Consider the following 22129-nt stretch of genomic DNA (forward strand, 5'->3'; position numbering starts at 1 on the left):
TGAGGAGAGATTGCATGCGCTTTTACTATTACATAGTAGCGATAATTGTGCTAATACTTGATTTTATTACAAAAAAATTGATTGCAACACAAATGACGATCGATGAAGAAATAAGCATTATAGGCAATTTCTTTTTAATTACTTCCCATCGCAATCGCGGAGCTGCATTTGGCATTTTGCAGGAGCAAAGACTTTTTTTTATAATTATAACCGTCATCATTGTTTCAGGATTAATATGGTATATTCAAACAGTGAGAAAATCAGCACATGCCAGGCTTCTAGTCGGTCTTGGTCTGGTGCTCGGAGGAGCGATCGGCAATTTTATTGATCGGGCCCGATTTGGCGAGGTTGTTGATTTTTTAAAGTTTAATTTCGGAAGCTATACATTCCCGATATTTAACATTGCAGATTCAGCAATTGTATGCGGGGTTGCTTTGATTTTACTGGACACATTGCTCACTGCCAAGCATGAAGGCAAGCCGATACAAGGCGGAGAGGACAAGGATCAAAACGAGAATGGACAACAATCAATTTGAAGATGAACAAATGTTGGAATGGACCGCAGATGAAGAGCAGGCAGGAGAAAGAATGGATAAATGGCTGCATGAGCAGCTGGATGACCCGTCAGTGTCCCGCACTCAAATTCAGGACTGGATAAAGGGCGGCGCGGTCAGTGTTGATGGTAAAACAGTAAAAAGCAATTATCGCATTACAGCTGGCGATCAAATTAAGGTAGAAATACCTTCTGTTGTAGAGGCAGAGATCGCAGCTGAGCCGATTCCGCTTGATATTGTATATGAGGATTCAGATGTCATCGTGATTAACAAGCCGCGCGGCATGGTTGTTCATCCTGCTCCTGGACATACTAGCGGTACAGTAGTTAATGCATTAATGTACCATTGCAAGGATTTATCCGGCATTAACGGGGTAATGCGGCCTGGCATCGTGCATCGCATCGACAAGGATACCTCTGGTCTGCTTATGGCTGCCAAAAATGATCTTGCGCATTTATCTTTAGCTGAGCAGCTGAAGGAGCATAGCGTGACCCGGAAATATATTGCTTTGGTGCATGGCAACCTACCACATGATACAGGAACGATTGACGCTCCTATAGGCAGAGATGCGAAGGATCGCAAGCAATTTGCTGTAACGGACGTAAACAGCAAGCATGCCGTCACTCATTTTGCTGTTCTAGAGCATATTGGCACTGACTTTACGCTGGTGGAGCTGCAGCTTGAAACCGGTCGCACGCATCAAATACGCGTTCATATGAAGTATATTGGCTATCCGTTAGCTGGCGATCCTGTATATGGCCGCAGCAAAACCGTTGCACTGCATGGTCAGGCGCTGCACGCTGCTGTTATCGGCTTTGAACATCCTAGAACAGGCGAGCGTCTTCTATTTGAGACAGAGCTTCCTTCAGATATGCAGCAGGTGCTGCTGCAATTAAAATCTAGATAAATAATCGGTATAAAAAATGTTGACATCTTTTGTCGAGCGTGGGATAATAACAACAACCTAAAGCAGTACCTTTAACTCAGTCCAGAGAGGCTGGCAAGGTAGCGTGAATAACTGATCATCAGTTGTTGGGATTGCTCATGGCCACATTACAGATGCGGTCATGCTAAGCTGTCTTATTTTACAACCGATGATTTCAGGCTCCTTGCATATAACGCAAGGAGCTTTTTTCGTTGCCATGTGTGGTTAAAAAATCGATATAGGAAGGAGTAAGCAATATGCTGGAGGAAGAACAACTCGTCATTATGGATGAAACGGCTATTCGCCGGGCTCTGACAAGAATTGCGCATGAAATTGTGGAAAAGAACAAAGGGATCGATAATTGCTGTATTGTAGGCATTCGTACGAGAGGCATCTACTTAGCTAAAAGAATTGCTGAGCGAATTGCAGATATTGAAGGCAAGCCTGTTGATTATAGTGAGCTTGATGTTACTCAATACCGGGATGATCGAGCAGACAGCAATCAGAAAGAAGCGGCACAGCTCCCTTTTCCTGTAAAAGAGAAAAAAATTATTCTCGTCGATGATGTTCTCTACACAGGCCGCACGATTCGCGCCGCAATGGATGCCATTATGGATGGCGGCAGGCCGCAAAGCATTCAGCTGGCAGTGCTTGTGGATCGAGGCCATCGCGAGCTGCCGATTCGTCCAGATTATGTAGGGAAAAACGTTCCGACCTCCAAGCAGGAAGAAATTAATGTTGCTCTCAACGACATCGATTCTAAGGACCAGGTTACAATCATCCACAATAGGGGGCAATCGGTATGATTATGACAAAAGTAAAACAACGAAGCTTGCTTGGCTTGAAGGAATTGAGCAAGGAAGAGATTGTATCCATTTTGGATCGTGCAGCATATTGGGAAAATCACGACAATACGGTGCACAATATCATGCAAGGCAAATTTGCCGTTAACATGTTCTTCGAAAATAGCACCCGCACACGTTTCTCCTTTGAAGTAGCCGAAAAGCGCCTGGGTACAGAGGTTATCAACTTCACAGCTGCAACCTCCAGCGTGCAAAAAGGCGAGTCCATCTACGACACTGTAAAAACATTGGAATCGATGGGAGTAGATGTAGGCATTATTCGTCTAAAGCCGATTGGAGTGCTGGCTGAAATTGCTCCTAAAATCAGTATGCCGCTTATCAATGCCGGTGATGGCAACAATGAGCATCCGACACAAGCGCTGCTTGACTTGTACACGATGCGCAAGCATTTTGGCTCGATTGAGGGCTTGAATGTAGTCATTGTAGGCGATGTGAAGCACAGCCGCGTAGCTCGCTCCAATGTATACGCCCTGCGCAAGTTTGGCGCCAAAGTAAGCTTTTGCACACCTCCGAATATGAGAGCCCCAGAGCTGGATGTACCATATATTAGCATGGAGGAAGCGCTGAAAGCTGATGTTGTGATGATGCTTCGCGTCCAACTGGAGCGTCATGAGAGCGGCATGCTGAATTCTGCAGAAGCTTATCGCCAAAACTATGGCTTGACGATGGAAAGAGCATCGCAAATATCGCCAAGCGCTATTATTATGCACCCGGCGCCGATTAATAGAAATGTTGAGATTGATGATGAGGTTGTCGAGCACGCTCAATCGAGAATTTTTCCGCAAATGAGCAACGGTGTGCCGATCCGCATGGCAGTAGTTGAAAGAGCGCTTAGCTAGCTGATTAGTGAAATGCGCTGGAGTATTGGATTGATAAAAATTAAATAATTGGCAAGTTAAAGAGTGTACTGCCCGCCGCTTTTCCTTTGCAAGGTGCTCACACTCGGTTTAGAAAAGTGCATATGCGGCTAAATCATAAATGTACGGAGGGTTACAAATGTCACTTTGGATATTGAACGGTCAAGTTTGGAATGAAGCTAGCAATGCGCTAGAGAATAAGCATATTCATGTAGTTGATGGCAAAATTGAAGCGCTGCTAGAAGGAAGCCTTGCCCCAGATACTGCTGGCGCTGAAGTTATTGATGCAGCAGGAAAGCTGGTATCAGCCGGTTTTATCGATATGCACGTGCATTTGCGTGACCCAGGCTTTGAATACAAAGAGGATATTGTTACAGGCTCGCGTTCAGCAGCCAAGGGCGGTTTTACAACAATCGCTTGTATGCCGAATACAAGGCCTGTAACCGATACGCCGGAAACTGTTCGCTACATTATAGATAAAGCAAACGAATCCGCGCTCGTAAAGGTGCTTCCTTATGCAGCCATTACTAAAAATGAACTGGGACGGGAGCTTACAGATTTCGATGCTTTGAAAGAAGCGGGAGCAATCGGTTTTACGGATGATGGGGTTGGCGTGCAGAATGCGCAAATGATGAAAAATGCGATGGCGTTAGCCAAGTCGCTGGATATGCCTGTCATTGCTCACTGCGAGGATGATTCGTTGGTCGTCGGCGCATGGGCAACAGAGGGCGAATTTGCTCGTAAGCATGGCCTTAAAGGTATTCCGAATGAATCCGAGGCTATCCATGTAGGACGCGACATTTTACTGGCGGAAGCAACTGGGGTTCATTATCATGTGTGCCACGTCAGCACTGAACAGTCCGTGCGTTTAATCCGCTTGGCTAAGCAAATCGGCATTAAAGTTACAGCAGAGGTATGCCCGCATCACTTGATTTTGTCAGATGAAGACATTCCAGGATTGGATGATGCGAACTGGAAAATGAATCCGCCGCTTCGTTCGCCGCGCGACGTTGAGGCTGTTATAGAAGGACTTGAGGATGGAACGCTGGATATGATCGTTACCGATCATGCTCCGCATAGCGCAGAGGAAAAAGCTAAAGGCGTTGATCTGGCGCCGTTTGGCATCGTTGGCTTCGAAACAGCCTTTCCGCTGCTGTACACAAAATTTGTTGAAACAGGCAAATGGACGCTCGGATTTTTGCTTAAGCGTATGACTGAGGATCCAGCGCGAGTATTCAGATTGGAAAGCGGACGTCTCATTGCAGGCGCGCCTGCTGACCTCACTATTGTTGATCTGCAGATGGAGCGGGTGGTTGATCCAAGCACTTTTGCCTCCAAAAGCAATAATACACCGTTCGGCGGCTGGCAGTTAAAAGGCTGGCCAACTACTACGATCGTAAACGGTCAAGTAGCTTGGACGGAATAAATAAAAATATGTAAAGGAGCGAGTGGAATGCAAGCAAGACTATTATTAGAAGACGGAACTTTATTTACCGGACAATCATTCGGCGCAGAAACAGAGCATGCAGGGGAAGTTATTTTCCATACAGGGGTAACTGGCTATCAAGAATTGATTTCCAGCCCTGCTTCCGCGGGTCAAATCGTCGTCATGACTTATCCGCTGGTAGGCAACTATGGAATTACTCGCAGTGAATTTGAGTCGCTGACACCGTTTATTCACGGGCTAGTCGTACGCAGCCACGAACCTTACCCAAGCAACTGGAGAGCGCAACACTCGCTGTCACAACTGCTTCAAAAACATGGTATTCCTGCAATTAGCGATATTGATACGCGTATGCTTACTCGCAAGCTGCGTCAAAACGGCTCCATGAGAGGCATAATCACAACAGGCAATGAATCAGTAGAAGCACTGCTGGAGAAGCTGAATGGTTCCAAGCCGGTAACAGATGCGGTTGAACGTGCGTCTACCTCCTCCATTTATTTTTGCCCAGGCAAAGGAGAGCGCGTAGTGCTTGTAGATTTCGGTGCGAAAAACAGCATTTTGGCTCAATTGATTAAAAGAGGCTGCGACGTTGTCGTAGTACCGCATAACACAACTGCAGCGCAAATTCGCGAGCTGTCCCCAGACGGAATCGTTTTGTCTGACGGACCAGGAAATCCGCAGGATCTTCCATATGCTATAGAAATGGTAAAAGAATTGCTGGGCGAGCTTCCGATTTTCGGGATCTCATTAGGTCATCAGCTGTTTGCTCTGGCATGCGGCGCCCGTACTGAAAAAATGAAATTTGGCCACCATGGCGGCAACTATCCGGTGAAGAAGCTTTCTACTAATGAATGCTTTATTACTTCACAGGGTCATGGATATGCCGTGCACAAGGATTCTGTACAAAGCACTGAGCTGGTGATTACGTACATTAATAATAACGATGGAACGGTAGAAGGACTGCAGCATCAGACAGCACCTGCCTTTTCTGTACAATTTCATCCTGAGTCAGCGCCAGGCTCACATGATTTGCTAAGTCTGTTCGACGAGTTTTTGACGATGATGATTGAACATAAAAATTCGAACAAAGTACCGCCGCAAGTAGCGCTAATGGAGAAATTGAAAGGAGAGCTTCAACATGCCTAGAAATAATAAATTGAAAAAAATTCTTGTAATTGGTTCAGGTCCTATCGTTATTGGTCAAGCAGCGGAATTTGACTATGCCGGCACACAGGCTTGTCAAGCGCTTAAGGAAGAAGGCTATGAAGTCGTTCTGATCAACAGCAATCCTGCTACGATTATGACGGACACAAATATGGCTGACAAAGTGTATATCGAGCCGATTACACTGGATTTTGTAACACAAATTATTAAGCAGGAGCGTCCGGACGGCTTGCTGCCGACATTGGGCGGTCAAACGGGTCTTAATATGGCAGTTGAGCTGGCAAAAGCAGGCGTGCTTGAGCGTGAAAATGTAAAACTGCTTGGAACGCAGCTGTCCGCAATTGAGAAAGCTGAGGATCGCGATCTGTTCCGTGAATTGATGCGTGAGCTGGAGCAGCCGGTTCCTGAGAGCGACATCGTAACAACGGTTGAAGATGCGGTTGCCTTTGCTAATGAAATCGGTTATCCGATCATCGTTCGTCCGGCGTTTACGCTTGGCGGCACTGGCGGCGGCATTTGCGCGGATGAGGAAGAGCTGCGCGAGGTTGTAGCTTCAGGTATTCGCTATAGCCCAATTAACCAATGTCTAATTGAAAAATCTATCGCGGGCATGAAAGAAATTGAGTATGAAGTTATGCGCGATGCTAATGACAATTGCATCGTAATATGCAATATGGAGAACGTTGACGCAGTCGGCGTTCATACAGGAGACAGTATCGTAGTCGCTCCAGCACAAACGATGTCGGATCACGAGCATCAAATGCTTCGCACTGCATCTCTGAAAATTATTAGCGCTCTAAATATCGAAGGCGGCTGCAACGTGCAGTTCGCGCTCGATCCGTACAGCTATCAATACTATGTAATCGAAGTAAATCCTCGTGTCAGCCGTTCTTCAGCACTTGCCTCCAAGGCTACAGGCTATCCAATCGCCAAGATGGCAGCTAAAATTGCAGTAGGCTATACACTGGACGAAATCGTAAATCCGGTTACGGGAAAAACCTATGCTTACTTTGAGCCGGTGATCGACTACGTCGTTTCCAAAATTCCGCGTTGGCCATTCGATAAATTCGTGAGCGCGAACCGTAGACTCGGCACACAAATGAAAGCGACTGGTGAAGTAATGGCAATCGGCCGCACATTTGAGGAGTCTATTCACAAAGCGGTACGTTCACTGGAAATTGGCACACACCGCTTGTTTTTGAAGGAAGCATCCGATCTTGAAGACGGCGTACTGCGCACAAGACTGGAGAAGCCAGACGATGAGCGTATATTTCTGCTAATGGAAGCTTTCAGAAGAGGCTTCAAGCTGCAAGAAATTCAAGATCTGACCAAAATCGACTGGTGGTTCCTGAACAAGTTTGAAAATATTTTTAAATTTGAGCAGCTGCTTGCAAGCGAGAAGGAACTGAGTGCTGAGCTTTTGCTGGAAGCAAAACGGATGGGTCTGGCGGATCGTTCGATTGCGGAGATTCGCAGCGAAGCCTTCCCTGGAGAAGCTAACACAGAAGAAGCTGAAATACGCGAGCTAAGATTGCAGCATAATATTAAACCAGTTTACAAAATGGTCGATACATGCGCGGCGGAATTTGAAGCTTTGACACCATACTATTATTCTACGTACGAAGTAGAGAATGAAGTTACAGAAACAGAAAAACAAAAAATTGTCGTGCTTGGCTCAGGTCCAATTCGTATCGGCCAAGGTGTTGAATTTGACTACTCCACCGTTCATGCGGTTTGGGCTATTCAAAAAGCAGGCTATGAAGCGGTTATTATCAATAACAATCCTGAGACCGTATCGACTGACTTCAGCACCTCTGACCGCCTATATTTTGAACCGCTATTCCTGGAAGATGTGCTTCATGTCATTGAACAAGAGCAGCCAATTGGTGTAATCGTTCAATTCGGCGGCCAAACAGCAATCAATCTGGCAGCGCCGCTAGCTAAGGCGGGCGTGCAAATTCTTGGCTCGAGCCTTGAAAGCATCGATTCTGCCGAGGATCGTAAAAAGTTCGAGGCACTGCTTCGCAAGCTGGAAATCGCTCAGCCGAAAGGCAGCACCGTCACATCTGTGGATGAAGCTGTAGGAACAGCTCAAGCGCTGGGTTATCCTGTGCTGGTAAGACCTTCCTATGTACTTGGCGGACGCGCGATGGAAATCGTATATTCCGATGAGGAATTGCTGAACTACATGGAGGTAGCAGTAAAAATCAATCCTGAGCATCCTGTGCTTATTGATCGTTATATGCTTGGCCAAGAAGCTGAAGTAGATGCGATTTGTGATGGCGAAACGGTTCTAATACCTGGTATAATGGAGCATGTTGAGCGGGCTGGTGTTCACTCCGGCGACTCGATCGCGGTATACCCTCCACAATCATTAAGCGATGAGATTAAAAATGAAATTGTGGATATGACAATTAAAATTTCCAAAGAGCTGAAAGTAGTCGGCCTTGTGAACATTCAATTTGTCATCCATCAGCAAAAAGTGTATGTAATCGAAGTAAATCCTAGATCTTCACGGACAGTTCCGTTTATGAGCAAGGTTACAACGATACCGATGGCCAATCTGGCAACCCAAGCTATTTTGGGCATCAAGCTAGCTGATCAAGGCTATACAGACGGATTATGGCCGGAAGATAAGCATGTTTCCGTAAAAGTGCCGGTGTTCTCCTTCGCTAAGCTGCGCCGCGTTGACCCAACGCTTACACCGGAGATGAAATCGACAGGCGAGGTTATGGGCCGTGATGTTTCTTATGCCAAGGCGCTTTACAAAGGCTTGATCGGCGCAGGAATGAAAATTCCTTATGCGGGCTCCATTATCGCAACGGTTGCTGATAAGGACAAGGAAGAAGCGATCGAGCTATTGCGCGGCTTTTACACTATTGGTTATACGATTTATGCAACAGGCGGCACAGCTGCTGCGCTTGAAACGGCGGGTATTAATGTGACTCCGGTTAACAAGCTAAGCGAAGGTTCGCCGAATATTCTCGATCTGATTAGAGAAGGCAAAGCGCATTTTGTTGTCAACACATTAACAAGAGGCAAAGCGCCTGAGCGTGACGGCTTCCGTATTCGCCGCGAAGCGGTCGAGAATGGAGTAGTCTGCTTGACTTCTCTTGATACGGTGCGCGCTCTGCTCGGCATGCTGCAAACGATCAACTTCTCTTCTGAGGCAATGCCGGCAAAACTTTAACAAAATTAAGGGCGGAGGGAATGCAAGTGAGGCTTACAAAGGATCAAGCGGCAAGCCGCATTATGGTGGCGCTCGATTATCCGAGCGCTGGCGAGGCGGAGCGGCTGCTTGCCCAGCTGCAAGGCATTCCGTGTTATATGAAGGTGGGCATGCAGCTGTTTTATGCTGCAGGCCCTTCCTTTGTGGAAAGCTTGAAAGCCAAAGGATATTCCGTTTTTCTGGACGTAAAAATGCATGATATACCTAACACGGTGAAGGGCGGAGCTATGAGCATCGCAAAGCTTGGCGTAGACATGTTCAATGTGCATGCAGGCGGCGGCAGGGCGATGATGGAAGCAGCGCTGGAAGGTGTAGAGAACGTGCTCGGCAGCGCCAACAAAAAGCCGATCGTGATAGCTGTAACGCAGCTGACAAGTACGAATCAGCAGGTTTTGAATGAGCAAATTGGCATAAGTGGTTCCGTAGAGCAAGCGGTATTGCATTATGCAAAGCAAACTCAGCTGGCAGGTCTGCATGGCGTAGTTGCTTCTCCTTCTGAGGTTGAAGCAATTAAAGCGGCATGCGGCCATTCCTTCCAAACCATTACACCTGGTATACGTCCTTTGGGCGCAGCGGTGAATGATCAATCCAGAATTATGACGCCAAGGGACGCTGTACTGGCAGGAACGGACTATTTAGTCATCGGAAGACCGATTACAGCTGCCGCTTCTCCGAGAGAAGCGATTGAAGCTATTATTGAGGAGATGATTTCAGTTGAGTAATGAACAATTGCCTAAACAAATCGCCAAACATTTGTTGAGCATTGAAGCAGTTGCTTTACGGCCTAACGATCCTTTCACATGGACATCGGGTATCAAGTCGCCTATCTATTGCGATAATCGCTTAACGATGGCTTACCCGGAAATTCGTGATGTAGTGGCTGACGGTTTTGTAACTATTATTAAAGAGCAGTATCCTGAAGCAGAAGTGGTTGCCGGCACCTCTACAGCAGGCATTCCTCATGCTGCTTGGGTTGCTCAAAAAATGAATTTGCCTATGGCTTATATTCGTGATAAGGCGAAAGGACATGGCAAGCAAAATCAAATTGAAGGCCGCATTGCTGAGGGGCAAAAGGTAATCGTCATTGAAGATTTGATCTCGACAGGCGGAAGCTCGCTAAAGGCTGCGCTTGCTGTTCGCGAAGCGGGTGCTGAACCGCTAGCAGTTCTTGCTATTTTCTCTTATCAATTCAAGCAAGCGATTGATGCCTTTGCAGAAGCAGGCATTCCGCTTCAAACGCTCTCGAATTATACTGCCCTGATTGAAACGGCAGTCGAGCTGGGCACTGTACAGCCGGAGGAAGTTGCAAGTTTGCAGCAGTGGCGCGAAGATCCTCAGTCTTTTGGCAAATAGTTATTATACTTATGGAGCATCCCGTTAATGGGATGCTTTTTTGGTGAATTCGCCTCTGCTGCGGCTAAGATAGGCCAAAAAAACGCTTCATATTTAATTATTGGAAAAATGTTTTCAACTTAATGCCAAAAGTCGTAACTTTTCAGGCACGAACACCGTCTATGTTGTAAGATTAGAATTATGAAAGAAATACATAACAAAATAGGGGGTATAGGAGGAGCTCATGAAAGCAGTGGAATTAGATGAGAAGGAGAAACTAGAGAAGACTGCTTCTGACCAGCCAGCATCGCATACAAGCGCTTCGGCTCATAATAGCAATGATTCCGGCAAGCTAATGGTTGTTGAAAATGTCGAACGGACCTTTCAGGTTGGCGGGAAGGCCCTGCATGTTCTTAAAGGCATCAATATGGAGCTTGAGCGGGGTAAGCTTGTTATGCTTCGCGGCAGGTCAGGGTCAGGCAAAACAACCTTGCTCAATTGTCTGGGAGGACTTGACATTCCTAGCAAGGGCGAGGTTATATTTGACAATAAGCAGTTCAGCCGCATGAATGATGATGACAGAACCAAAATTCGTAGATCCCAAATGGGTTTTATATTTCAGGCGTATGCATTAATGCCTCTTCTGTCAGCTTGGGAAAATGTCGAGCTGTCTCTTCGTATGGCTGGAACTCCACGCTCGGAATGGAAGGAAAGGGTGGCAGAATGCCTGGAGCTGGTTGGATTGGGCAAACGCATGAAGCATCGTCCCTTCGAAATGTCCGGCGGAGAGCAGCAGCGCGTAGCTATAGCGAAGGCGATCGCCCATCGTCCCATTCTTCTGCTTGCCGATGAACCGACTGCCGAGCTGGATTCCAGCATGGCAGCGCAAGTGATGGCATTATTCCAAAATATTATTCGCAATGAACACGTTACAGTATGTATGACTACACACGATCCCACAATTATGGAGGTTGCCGATCATGTCTATGAAATGGTGGACGGGAAATTTATTTAAACGTTCATTTGTTGTTGCACTCAGTTTATCTATTATATTAACTAGCGGATGCTCCTTATTACCGTCCGAGGGCGAGGAAGAGGTTTTACCAGAAATCAACCCGCCTGCTATTGCAAAGAGACCGGAATATACGGTTTCGACAGATACGCTTGAAACGAAGGTTCAGGTTATGGGAAAGCTGATCTCGCTAGAAGAAGAAACGATGTTCTTTACTTCTGAGAACAAGCATTTGAAGGAGCTTTATGTTAAAACAGGAGACGTTGTGCAGGCGGGCGATCTTATCGCTGAGCTTGATGTCGACGATTTGGAAAAAACGCTGCGGAATGAAAGGTTATCCTTCAAGCGAGAAGAAACCTTGATGAAGGAAACGCTGCGAACTCGCGACGAGATGGATCCTATTGATTTTGAAGAAAAAAGAATCGCTTTCGAGGAACGCCGGCAAAAACTGCTTGATCTGGAGGAAGAGATTTCGAAAGCTCAGCTATATGCGCCATTTAGCGGGACGATCGTATCCGTAGATGTTCAAAAAGGTGCACTTATTAAAGCCTATCAATCAATTGCAATTGTAGCAGATACTTCCCTTATCGTTCCAGCTGCAAAGCTGACCAAAAATGAGCTTGAAAAAGTAGCGGTTGGCATGGAAGCTGTTGTTACCATGAGCAATATCGGCAAATTTAAAGGTAAGATTAAAACGCTGCCGGCTCCAAAAACTGAACAGAACAATAACGGAAATCCTAATGAAAATAATAAGCCTGAGCGTCCTGAAGACTTTATGATTATTGATATTGCAGAGCTTCCTAAGGAAGTAAATCGCGGCATGCCATTATCGATTGATATTATTACAAAACGTACTGAAAACGCGATAGTAATTCCACCATCTACTCTTCGTACTATTGGGTCCCGCACTTATGTACAAGTAATTGAGAATGATGTAAAGCGCGAGGTTGACGTTGAGGTCGGCCAACAAACGCCTACTCAGGTGGAAATATTGAAAGGCCTGGAGCCTGGACAGAAAGTTGTAGGTCGATAGCCAATGGGATTTCCGCTGTTTCGATTTTTATTCCGAAAGATGTGGAATACAAGATGGCTGACGTTAAGCACGCTGGCAGGGCTCGTAATTGCAGTTGCTTTTGCAACGAGCATTCCGATGTATGCTGATGGTGCGCTTAAACGTGTGGTAGCAGAATCTTTGCAGGAGAAAAGCGCGGGGCTTCCTGCTGGTTCATTATTGATGAGGTATCAATCTCCTCCTGGCGAAAAAACAGATTTGGCAGCTTTAAAGGGTCTGGAGGATTATATTAATGGAAGCATTCCAGAACTAATTCCTTTTTCTTACGACACTTTCTTGCAAACTTATTCAATTCGCAGCGCAGATGTCGTGCCTGAAGACCCAATGAAGGTAGATCCTGGCCGAAATCGTCAGTTTACCATTTCATCCATGACTAATCTGGAAGAGCATACCGAGCTGGCGCAGGGACAATGGTTCAGCAGCAGTGCGGGCAAGGGCGATATTATTGAAGCTGTACTGTTTGAAGAAGCGATGTTCAGAAATGATTTACATATCGGGGATGTGCTTCTTTACCCCGTTAGCGGCTCAAATATGAAGCTGCGTGTCAAAATCGTCGGAGCGGTTAAGCCGTTAGTCGACACTGACCCATATTGGTATCAAGGTCTTGAAAGCTTGCTTGGTACATTGCAGGTAAGCGAGGAGACATTTAATAATATATTGCTGTCTCAACATCGTATTCCGCTTCATAGCGCGGGCTGGTATTATTCTTTTGATTTATCAACGGTCAAAACGAGCCAGCTTACACCGCTCGGAAACACCCTTGATCGCATTAATATTGACTTATATCAAAAGTTAAAAGAAACACGTGTAGAAATTTCGTTCGCTAATTTGCTTACCGATTTTAAAAAGCAGAGCCTGCAGCTGCAAACGATGCTATTTACGCTCGCGGCTCCCATGATTGCCATGGTGTTCTTCTTCATCGCGATGAATGCAAGACAAGCGCTTGATAAGCAGCGCAGCGATATTGCGGTATTGCGAAGCAGAGGGGCCAGAACAAGCCAGATCATATGGATTTATTTGATCGAAGGGTTATTTCTCGGCGCAGTTGCGCTGGCGCTAGGACCGATGCTCGGCTGGTTTATGGCCAAGAGCATAGGCTCAGCAAACGGGTTTCTCTCCTTCGTCAATCGCAAATCGATACCGATCGGCTTTTCAACAGAAGCGCTCATTGCGGGCGGGGCTGCAGTCTTGCTAGCGATACTGGCAACTGTAATTCCAGCAATTATTTATGCCAGATCGTCAATTGTAGGCTATAAGCAAAAGCTGGCTAGATCGGATCGCAAGCCAATGTGGCAAAGATGGTTTCTTGATATCTTGCTGCTGGCTGCCGCAGGCTATGGCTGGTATATGTTCCAGGAAAGACAGATGCTTACTTTCCAGACCGGAATGACGACGGATCAGCTGAACGTTCAGCCATTTCTGTTTTTCGTGCCTGCCATTGCGATATTTGCAATCGGACTGTTCTTTTTGAGATTGTTTCCATGGCTGCTGAAGCTGTTCAATTGGCTGGGACGCAAGTTTTTGCCTGTTCCGTTGTATTTGACGCTTACTCAGCTGTCTAGATCTTCTCATGGCTATTATTCATTGATGATCTTACTCGTTTTAACGCTTGGATTAGGTGTTTACAATGCTTCTGCAGCTAGAACGATAGATTTGAACTCCACTGAAAGAACGCTCTATAAATATGGTTCGGATGTCATTATTCAAACCGTATGGGAAGGTACACCTGAACTGCCTGCGACAGGCGGTGGCAACCCTGGCGGCGGCGGAGGCAACCCAGGCGGCGGAGGCGGAGGCAATCCTGGCGGCGGCGGAGGCGGCAACCCTGGCGGAGGTGGTGGTGGCAACCCTGGAGGGGGAGGCAACAATCCTGCTCCTTCAAAAATCTTATATAATGAGCCTCCTTTTGAAGTATTTCGAGAAGCAGAAGGAGTTGAAGCTGTAGCGCGTGTACTGCAGACGAAGGGTAACGTTGTTGTTTCAGGCAAATCAATAGGGCAAGGCACTGTACTAGGCATTGATAATGATCAGTTTGCCAAGGTGGCATGGTTCCGCAATGATTTGTTCCCTGTCCATCCGTTCCACTATTTAAACAATCTCGGCTTGTTTGAGCATGCGGCTATTATTCCGACGAATGTTGCTGAGAAATATCAGCTTAAGCTGGGCGACAGCATTTCTGTCGGTTTTCAGGACGGCATGCTTGAATTTGCCATTGTAGGCATCCTGCCTTATTGGCCAACGCAGTATCCAGACAAAACACCGTTTATTATTACAAATCTGGACTTTATATACGATCAGCTTCCGATCATCCCATATGATGTATGGATTAAGATGAAACCGGAGGCAAAGCTCGCGCCATTAGTTGAATATTTGCAAAAAAATGGCGTTGATCTGGCCTCGGTTACCGATGTGCGCAGCGAATTGCTTACACAGGCTAAGCATCCTACACGCGGCGGCGTATTCGGTATTCTGAGCTTGGGCTTCCTCGTTTCGGTCATTATTACGTTAGCTGGCTATATTTTATATTGGTTCTTCAATTTATCAGGCCGAGTTGTCCAGTTCGGGGTGCTTAGAGCGATGGGATTATCGCGCAGGCAGCTGACAGGCATGCTGCTCCTTGAACAAATTTTTACAGCTGGGCTGGCGATTGGGCTGGGAGTTGTAATCGGTAAAGTTGTAAGCTTACTGTTCCTGCCATTTTTACAAACAGCAGAGAATGTGGCTGAGACCGTACCGCCATTCAGAGTTATTTTCAATGCAAATGATACGAACCAATTATTTATCGTTGTCGGTGTCATGATGGCGATAGGAGCATTGCTGCTCTTCCTGCATATTCGCAGACTTCGTGTGCATCAAGCAGTGAAAATGGGAGAGGAGCGTTAATCCAATATGATTGAATGTGAAGGGCTAGTCAAAATATTCAAGTCGGATGATTTGGAGGTCGTTGCTCTCCAAGGGCTTAATCTAAAGGTTGAACCAGGCGAGCTCATGGCTATTATTGGAAACAGCGGCAGCGGAAAATCGACCCTGCTGAATACACTGGGCGGCTTGGACCGCCCTTCCGCTGGTACCGTAAAAGTAGGCCAGTGGGATTTATTGAAAATTTCAGAGGAAGATTTAGTGCAATATAAACGGGATACAGTAGGGTTTATATGGCAAAATAACGCACGCAATCTGCTTCCGTATCTTACTGCTCTCGAGAATGTGGAAATGCCGATGATGCTGTCAGGCAAAATGGACCGGGAATATGCCAAGCAGCTGCTTGAATGGGTAGGCTTGAAGGAGCGCATGCATAATAAGCTGCATCAGCTATCCGGGGGGGAACAGCAAAGGGTTGCCATCGCTATTTCCTTGTCGAACCGTCCACAGCTTCTGCTTGCGGATGAGCCGACCGGCTCGGTTGACACCGCAACTTCGGATCTTATTATGGGCATTTTCAGACGATTAAATCGCGAGCTGGGCATTACAATCGTTATCGTTACGCATGATCTGTCTCTGGCTAGCAAGGTGGATCGGGTGGTCGCCATTCGAGATGGACTGACAAGTACAGAATTTATTAAACGCAATACCAATTTGGATTCTAATTTATCTTTTGCGCAGCAGAACGTTGGCGGCAGCTTGCAGGAAGTACACGAAGCATATGTTGTGGTTGATCGCGTAGGCAGGCTGCAGGTGCCAAAGGAATACTTGGCCGCTCTTGAAATTAAAGATAAAGCGACGATGGAGTTTGACGGTGAACGAATAATTATTTCTTCACCCAAAAAAATAGGAGGAGAATAAAATGGGGAAGTCAAAAACAAGTTTAAAAGGATGGCGTAAAGCAATTGTAATTGGATTAACGCTAGTATTCATCGTCAGTTTATTAAGTGCCTGCAGCAAGGGAACAGGCGGCAAGAGTAATGAGAATACCGTCGTTCGAATCGGGTATTTGTATGGCGGCTCTGATAATGAGCCATATATGCGCCAGCAATACACAGATACGTATGAAATCATGAACAAAAATGTAACCTTTGAATTCGTAGGCGCGGTTAACTATGATGATCAAAGATTTGAACAGCAATCTGATCCAAGCAAGCCGGTTGAGCAGCCGGATGCATATGAGAAGATGAAGGAGATGCTTACAGGCGCCAATCCTGTAGATGTCGTTATACTGGATTTCGGTTTGCTGCGCCGTCTGACGCAGGATAATCTGCTGAAGCCGCTTGATCCGCTTATTCAGCAGGATAAATTTGATATTAGCGATTACGTTCCAACTGTTATCGAAGGCATTAAATCAGTTGGCGACAATAATCTTTATGCCCTAACGCCAACGTTCTCTTCTTCCGCATTATTTTATAACAAAAAAATGTTCGCCGAAGCAAATATTGAGCCGCCAGTTGATAAAATGACTTGGGATGATGTGTTTAATAAGGCCCGCCAATTGGCTAAAGGCGAAGGACTAGACAGTCAATTTGGCTTCTCCTTTAATCGTTGGGTATCGGATGGATTCAGCGATATCAATTACTACAGCAACGCCTTGCAACTGCGCATGTGGGATGACAATGCTGACAAAATGCTCATTAACAGCCCGCAATGGCAGCAGGTGTGGGATACGGTAATTTCATTGCACAAGGATAAAGTTATTCCCAATCAGGAATATATGAACTTGTACTACGAAAAGCAAAATGAATCCGGTGCTCAGGATCCTTTTTACGGAGATCTGTTCGTAACTGGAAAAGTAGGCATGATGATTTCTGATTACTACTATATTAATGAGCTGAAAAAAATAGGCGATAATGCTTCAAAAATCAAAGATTTTGAAATGGTGGACTGGGATGTTGTAACACTTCCTACCGATCCGTCGACACCAGGCGTTGGTGGAAATATCAGCCTTAATCAATTGATGGGCATTAATGCCCGTGCTCAAAATCCAGAAGGAGCTTGGGACTTCATTAAATTTATTAATGGCAAGGATTGGGCTAAGATCAAATCAAGAAGCTTGTACGAGATGGCAGCCAGAAAAGAATTCCTACAGCCGATTGGCGGTTTGCAGTACAATTTGGACGCCTTTACTACATTGCGCCCTTATCCTCCAGTTACTAACAATGACGAAAAAATTTATCGTGAAAAACCGGGCATATGGGAAGCGCAAGGCTATGGCTATGAGCTGTTCCAGCAGGTCATAGCTGGCGATAAAGACACCAAAGAGGCGCTTGCGGAATGGGAAACGAAAGGCAATGCCGCGCTTGAACGTACAGCTACAGAAGGTGATGGCGGTATAGGCGTGATGCCGATGCCTAGACCTATGTATTAATTGTTAACTCGAAAGCACTTATAATATTAGAAGAGGCTTGTCAGTGTCTATAAGGCGCACTGACGAGCCTTTTTGATTTTTTTATATGTCTGAAGAGTATGCAGTGCAATATCCGGGGGAATTATATAAATGAACAGCTGTGAAAGAGAGGGATACGCTTGAAGTGGGTTTACTGGATCCGATTATACGAAACAAAATTTCAAGCCGGCTGCTTAGCGCGCAGGATGGAAAATGACGGCTGGCTGTATGGTTTTGAACAGGCTCGTGAAATCGAAATATTCCGTTCAAGAAAGGGCCGTTACGGAGTAAGATTTTTAAAAACATAATAATTTAAGGCGTTCAAAAACGATAAGTTTAATGCTGATTATACCCACTAAAAATCATCCAAAAAGTTTACCAATATTTTTTTTGAAAAAAGGCTTGACTGTATATATCGATCTATAGTATATTAATTGATGTCGCCATTTACAAAAAGTTTTAAGAACGATGACGCGGGGTGGAGCAGCTCGGTAGCTCGTCGGGCTCATAACCCGAAGGTCACAGGTTCAAATCCTGTCCCCGCAACCAACCTTAAAATGATCTAATTTACATAACCTTATTTTAAGGGCCCTTAGCTCAGTTGGTTAGAGCGGTCGGCTCATAACCGATTGGTCGGGGGTTCGAGTCCCTCAGGGCCCACCACTTTATAGTCATTCCTTTGCCGGGGTGGCGGAATTGGCAGACGCACAGGACTTAAAATCCTGCGGTAGGTGACTACCGTACCGGTTCGATCCCGGTCCTCGGCACCATTTGAATACATAATGTATTGAAGCGACATAGATCAGATCTGCTAAGAGAGAAAAGGTTGAAAGAAAGTCCTGTATGCTGCAAGTCAGCATGCAGGACTTTTTTTGTCGGTTATGAAAAGTATCAAGTTGGAACGCTATTGGTGATTGTAGGACATAATAGCGATTCTAGCGAAGCTGTCGATCCACAATTAATCGATACCCTCCTAGCATTCGACACAGTTTCTAAAACGTGAAAAGTATGTGATATAATAATAGAATCATAACTTTGAAGATAGTGCTGGAGGTAATTTGCAATGTTATCTGCTATTGAAGGAGATTGGAGGCAAATTCTTGCAGAAGAGCAGGATAAGCCGTATATGGCTGCTTTGACAGAGCAACTGGAACGCAGCTATGAGGAAAAGATTATTTACCCTAAAAAAGACCATTTATTTTATGCTTTGAATTTGACTGCATTTGCTGAAACTAAGGTTGTCATTCTTGGCCAGGATCCCTACCATGGACCTGGACAGGCATATGGCTTGAGCTTTTCTGTCATGGAGGGCGTAAAGCATCCGCCATCGCTGCGCAATATTTTTAAGGAGCTTGCTAGCGATATAGGCTGCGAGACGCCGCAGAATGGCTGCTTGGACACCTGGGCAAAGCAGGGAGTGCTGCTGCTGAATACAGTTTTGACAGTCGAAGATGGGCAAGCAGGCTCGCATCAAGGGATTGGCTGGGAACAGTTTACAAATCGCATCATCGAATTGTTGAATGATCGCGAGGAGCCGGTAGTATTTGTGTTATGGGGAAAGCATGCGCAAGAGAAGAAAAAAATGATTAATGCCAATAAGCATTGCATCATTGAGTCCGTTCATCCTAGTCCGTTGTCTGCGCATCGCGGTTTTTTTGGCAGCAAGCCTTTTTCAAAAGCCAATCAATTTTTGAGACAGCATGGACAAACAGAGATTGATTGGCGCTTGCTTAATGTATAAATGAGCTATTTGGGTTTATGCTATTAAAACTTAACGATATAAAAAATTAAAAGCCGGCTAGAGGAAAGTCCCTTTTGGGGTCTGCTCTCTTGCCGGCTTTTCTTATTGTAACAGTTGTTAAAGTCGATTTTTGAAACAAGTACACTAGTGTTTATTGCGCCGCTGCTGCGCTTGAATGACCCGAATTGCCGCCTCCGCTTGAACTGCTGGAGCTGGAGTCGCTCGTATCAGAAGAAGCTTGAGCATAAATAAGCTCAGCCTTGTATGCGGAACTGATAAACGTATCTACACTTATATCAGTAATAACTTGAGGATAAACTCTATCAGGATCAGGCATTACAGGCTCTACCAGGATGAAGGCTGTTTTGCCCTCGAATGAAATGGAATTGATCTTCATTCCATATCCCGGATGCGGAACAGTTGCGTGAATAGTTATTTTGTTAACCTCATCGTTAATAGCGGTCTTTTCGAGGCGTACATTATCTAATGGAGACACAGGCTGCAAAGCTTTGTTCTTTTCTACAAAAGCGATAGCATCATATACAGCACCTGCTGCATCGCCTCTAGTAATAGCTTCTGAAGGGTTGAAGAAATCTTTGTCCAGCGTCATCCATTTAGAAATTAGCACCTTTTGCACGCTGTCTCGATACGGCTCAGAAACTTTATCATGATCCTCAAACATCATATAAAGTTCTATGAAGGCAAAGTCGCCTTGCTTAATAACAGCTTTGAACAAATGATGTGCGAATTGTTCGCGCGTCATAAGATCATTGGCTTTCACATCTTTCGGAATATCCAACCCGTTATAGAATGCCTTGATAAAAGCATCTGCATACCAGGCGTCATTGTCCAGATTAGGGAAGGAATCTGTCGCTTCAGGCATTTTGACAAAACGGATATGGTTGATGTTAATATCAAAAGCTTTAACTAGTAAGGAAATTCCTTCGGCATAGGTTAAAGAACGGTTTGGAATGAATTGATCCTTTCCATTGCCGCTTAAAATCCCCTTTTTCTGCAATTCATTAATTTTAGAAGCTTGCGAATGTCCTGTTACGTCTGTGAATGCTGAAGCGCTTTGAGTAAATACGAGAGTAAGCATTAGTGCCATCATTAACAGAAAAAATCTTTTAGTTTTCATAATTTCACCTCTTTTATCGATTGTGCAGCGTTTGTTTTATAGACGTTTCTGTCAATGTATAGGTTGCAAGAAAAGAGATAAAAAATGCTGCCTTTGAGTAACGCCTCTAAATCGGCTATTAATCTCTCGCGTATATTATTATCTAGCAAGCCGGACGAGAATAGGAATGCGTTGATTACGGAGAAAATTGTGAGCATCATGCTGGACAAAATAGAACAGCCAGGGATGTAGTATGATCTGGACATGGAAGGTTTTAAAAAATGCTACGGAATCGATCCGGAGATTATTGAGGAGTTTTCAATCAAATCGCTGACTATATATAAATTAACTCGATGCAAGAGCAGGTATAAGGAGGGTTTTAACCCTCCTCACCTTCAACAAGACTATCATCGTCAGGTTCTCTGAAAGTATCTAGCGCAGCATTGCCTTGACCTTGGTCACCTTCATATTCACGTTCCATTCCTGCATGAAGTTCTCGGTTTTCATAATCAAATGCATTAGGGGAGCGTTGATCAATGCGCCATGGCGTACTTTTTCCTAATTTTTCAGCATTAATGGTCGAACCATAAGGACCTTCAGGGAATTCTTCAGCGATTAAGTCATTGCGTTGAGATTCAACTGTAGCAAGATCAGTAAATTCATTTCGTTCTTCTTCGATAAAACCATCTTTTTCAGTCATAGCGAACCTCCACACCATTCATTTTGTATAGTGTGCTCAACAATAGTTGAAAAATACCCAATGGACGCATTGCAGCAGAAAGCTGAAGCTGCAGATTATTTAATAAAGTGAAATAAAGTTTATGAAGCAGCGCTCCTAGGGGCGTTTTTATCACCCAATTCAAAAGTGATTAGGGTTATCTAATATTTGTTTGAGGGTTGTCCCAAAAAGCCCGAAGAATAAGCCTGGGGGGCGATAATTACAATAGAAAGTAACAAGAATAAAGAACCAATAGATTTTGCTGATGGAATGATGGCATTAATAGAGGGGAGGGGGAAGCATAACATACACATGAGAATAGATAGTTGCTATGGACGTTAGGCAGTTAGCAGCAGAAGCCACAGCAATTCATTTATTTATCTGATCACTTTTCTAATTTTTATTAATTCGTTTATATAATAGTCTAACTGTTTTTGAGTAGAGTCTATCTGCAATGTATGATTTTGAAATCTTGTTTCGCTTGGGTTTTCTAACACTTCTAAAGCAAGCCCGGCGGCAACAGCAGATAAACCATCACCAAGCAGTGTGATTGATGATCCGATGAAAGCAATTCTGGCGATTAGAATATCTTTATCTAACTGATCTAAATCATTATTATTGCGGTTCATATATAATCCCTTTCTTAATAGATAATGAAAAGCCTAATGTAATATATGCACCGTAACGATTTTTAGAAGAGCAGCAGCAGTGCTTTTCAAATTGCAAACCGCTTTAGCTAAGCAACAAATATTCCATAATAAGAAAAACCCCCATTGGATAAAGGGGGTGT

19 protein-coding genes and 3 tRNA genes are annotated in these 22129 nt (G+C 45.0%); 19 read left to right on the forward strand and 3 right to left on the reverse strand.

The window, feature by feature from the left end; all coding sequences use genetic code 11:
* Positions 1-14 precede the first annotated feature (14 nt).
* The 19 genes from lspA to ACRRU2_RS01390 all read left to right on the forward strand — a co-directional run bounded on the left by lspA (position 15) and on the right by ACRRU2_RS01390 (position 19504).
* On the forward strand, positions 15-536 hold the full coding sequence (gene lspA / locus ACRRU2_RS01300; protein WP_331702653.1) for a signal peptidase II: 522 nt from the start codon (positions 15-17) through the stop codon (positions 534-536).
* Complete coding sequence (locus ACRRU2_RS01305; protein ID WP_432499715.1) at positions 517-1461, forward strand: RluA family pseudouridine synthase; 945 nt, start codon at positions 517-519, stop codon at positions 1459-1461. The genes lspA and ACRRU2_RS01305 overlap by 20 nt, the downstream gene beginning before the upstream one ends.
* 278 nt (positions 1462-1739) lie before the next feature.
* Entirely contained in the window at positions 1740-2285 is a 546-nt protein-coding gene (gene pyrR, locus ACRRU2_RS01310; protein WP_432499845.1) for a bifunctional pyr operon transcriptional regulator/uracil phosphoribosyltransferase PyrR, read from the forward strand.
* Positions 2282-3181 (forward strand): aspartate carbamoyltransferase catalytic subunit, encoded by a 900-nt coding sequence (locus ACRRU2_RS01315; RefSeq protein ID WP_331702656.1) that lies wholly within the window; start codon positions 2282-2284, stop codon positions 3179-3181. Before pyrR ends, ACRRU2_RS01315 begins: the two co-directional genes overlap by 4 nt.
* Before the next feature lie 157 nt (positions 3182-3338).
* Complete coding sequence (locus tag ACRRU2_RS01320) at positions 3339-4625, forward strand: dihydroorotase (RefSeq protein ID WP_331702657.1); 1287 nt, start codon at positions 3339-3341, stop codon at positions 4623-4625.
* 27 nt (positions 4626-4652) lie between these two features.
* Positions 4653-5789 carry a glutamine-hydrolyzing carbamoyl-phosphate synthase small subunit gene (gene carA / locus ACRRU2_RS01325; protein WP_432499716.1) on the forward strand — a complete coding sequence of 379 codons (1137 nt, stop codon included), beginning with the start codon at positions 4653-4655 and terminating at the stop codon, positions 5787-5789.
* Complete coding sequence (gene carB / locus ACRRU2_RS01330) at positions 5782-8997, forward strand: carbamoyl-phosphate synthase large subunit (protein WP_331702659.1); 3216 nt, start codon at positions 5782-5784, stop codon at positions 8995-8997. Before carA ends, carB begins: the two co-directional genes overlap by 8 nt.
* A gap of 26 nt (positions 8998-9023) precedes the next feature.
* Entirely contained in the window at positions 9024-9758 is a 735-nt protein-coding gene (pyrF, locus tag ACRRU2_RS01335; protein WP_432499717.1) for an orotidine-5'-phosphate decarboxylase, read from the forward strand.
* Positions 9751-10389: an orotate phosphoribosyltransferase gene (gene pyrE / locus ACRRU2_RS01340; RefSeq protein WP_432499718.1), complete on the forward strand. Its 639-nt coding sequence runs from the start codon at positions 9751-9753 to the stop codon at positions 10387-10389. Before pyrF ends, pyrE begins: the two co-directional genes overlap by 8 nt.
* Before the next feature lie 223 nt (positions 10390-10612).
* On the forward strand, positions 10613-11383 hold the full coding sequence (locus ACRRU2_RS01345) for an ABC transporter ATP-binding protein (protein ID WP_432499719.1): 771 nt from the start codon (positions 10613-10615) through the stop codon (positions 11381-11383).
* Complete coding sequence (locus ACRRU2_RS01350) at positions 11349-12413, forward strand: efflux RND transporter periplasmic adaptor subunit (protein WP_331702664.1); 1065 nt, start codon at positions 11349-11351, stop codon at positions 12411-12413. Before ACRRU2_RS01345 ends, ACRRU2_RS01350 begins: the two co-directional genes overlap by 35 nt.
* Before the next feature lie 3 nt (positions 12414-12416).
* Positions 12417-15335, forward strand: coding sequence for an ABC transporter permease (locus ACRRU2_RS01355; RefSeq protein ID WP_432499720.1), 2919 nt, complete (start codon positions 12417-12419; stop codon positions 15333-15335).
* Between the two features lie 6 nt (positions 15336-15341).
* Entirely contained in the window at positions 15342-16232 is an 891-nt protein-coding gene (locus tag ACRRU2_RS01360; RefSeq protein ID WP_331702666.1) for an ABC transporter ATP-binding protein, read from the forward strand.
* Position 16233: 1 nt separating this feature from the next.
* A complete protein-coding gene (locus ACRRU2_RS01365; protein ID WP_432499721.1) occupies positions 16234-17745 on the forward strand; it encodes an ABC transporter substrate-binding protein in 1512 nt (503 codons plus the stop codon).
* A gap of 158 nt (positions 17746-17903) precedes the next feature.
* Positions 17904-18071, forward strand: a complete 168-nt coding sequence (locus ACRRU2_RS01370; protein WP_331702668.1) for a hypothetical protein — start codon at positions 17904-17906, stop codon at positions 18069-18071.
* A 164-nt stretch (positions 18072-18235) separates the two neighbouring features.
* A tRNA-Met gene (locus tag ACRRU2_RS01375) sits at positions 18236-18312 on the forward strand.
* 37 nt (positions 18313-18349) lie between these two features.
* Positions 18350-18426: transfer RNA gene (locus tag ACRRU2_RS01380), tRNA-Ile, on the forward strand.
* 18 nt (positions 18427-18444) lie between these two features.
* A tRNA-Leu gene (locus tag ACRRU2_RS01385) sits at positions 18445-18533 on the forward strand.
* Positions 18534-18826: 293 nt separating this feature from the next.
* On the forward strand, positions 18827-19504 hold the full coding sequence (locus ACRRU2_RS01390) for a uracil-DNA glycosylase (protein ID WP_432499722.1): 678 nt from the start codon (positions 18827-18829) through the stop codon (positions 19502-19504).
* Positions 19505-19655: 151 nt separating this feature from the next.
* Here the strand turns inward: ACRRU2_RS01390 and ACRRU2_RS01395 are convergent, their stop codons facing one another.
* The 3 genes from ACRRU2_RS01395 to ACRRU2_RS01405 all read right to left on the reverse strand — a co-directional run bounded on the left by ACRRU2_RS01395 (position 19656) and on the right by ACRRU2_RS01405 (position 21968).
* Positions 19656-20642, reverse strand: coding sequence for an S-layer homology domain-containing protein (locus tag ACRRU2_RS01395; RefSeq protein ID WP_432499723.1), 987 nt, complete (start codon positions 20640-20642; stop codon positions 19656-19658).
* Between the two features lie 358 nt (positions 20643-21000).
* A complete protein-coding gene (locus tag ACRRU2_RS01400) occupies positions 21001-21321 on the reverse strand; it encodes a hypothetical protein (protein WP_331701766.1) in 321 nt (106 codons plus the stop codon).
* Positions 21322-21716: 395 nt separating this feature from the next.
* Positions 21717-21968 (reverse strand): translation initiation factor 2, encoded by a 252-nt coding sequence (locus ACRRU2_RS01405; protein WP_432499724.1) that lies wholly within the window; start codon positions 21966-21968, stop codon positions 21717-21719.
* Positions 21969-22129 lie beyond the last annotated feature (161 nt).

Source organism: Paenibacillus sp. GXUN7292 (genome assembly GCF_050864975.1).
Lineage (GTDB): Bacteria > Bacillota > Bacilli > Paenibacillales > Paenibacillaceae > Pristimantibacillus.